This is a genomic window from Paenibacillus sp. 05T425 (assembly GCF_056396205.1).
This window is the reverse complement of sequence record NZ_JBFTLA010000124.1, coordinates 1-423: the sequence shown is the minus strand read 5'-3', so window position 1 is coordinate 423 and position 423 is coordinate 1. Positions and strand designations below refer to the sequence as shown.

Annotated in this window: 1 protein-coding gene; it reads right to left on the bottom strand. The window is 62.4% G+C overall.

Features of this window, described 5'->3' with window-relative positions; all coding sequences use genetic code 11:
- A partial coding sequence (locus tag AC1DF0_RS32395) for an aminotransferase class I/II-fold pyridoxal phosphate-dependent enzyme (protein WP_477577697.1) occupies window positions 1-423 on the bottom strand: 423 nt, incomplete at both ends.

Genomic DNA, 423 nt, shown 5'->3' with positions numbered 1-423 from the left:
AGTAGTTGGCCACCGGACGCACGATCACGCCTTCGCGCAACAACCCCTGGAAAACCGGGGCAGCAACGCGCCCCAGATCGACACAGATGAAGTTGCCTCTGGATGGAATCCAGCTCAGCCCCAACTCACGGAAACCCGCCTCAAGCTGCTGCATGCCGGATTGGTTCATGCGACGGCTTTCAGCCAGGTACTCGACGTCTTGCAGCGCGGCACAAGCGGCGGCCAGCGCGAGGCTGTTGACGTTGAACGGCTGACGCACGCGATTGAGCACATCAGCGACGATGGCCGAGGACAAACCGTAGCCGACCCGCAGCGACGCCAGACCATAGGCCTTGGAGAAGGTGCGCGAGACCAGCAGGTTCGGATAGGCCGCCAGATAGTCCAGGCCATCCGGCAAGTCGCTGCCTTCGGCGTACTCGATGT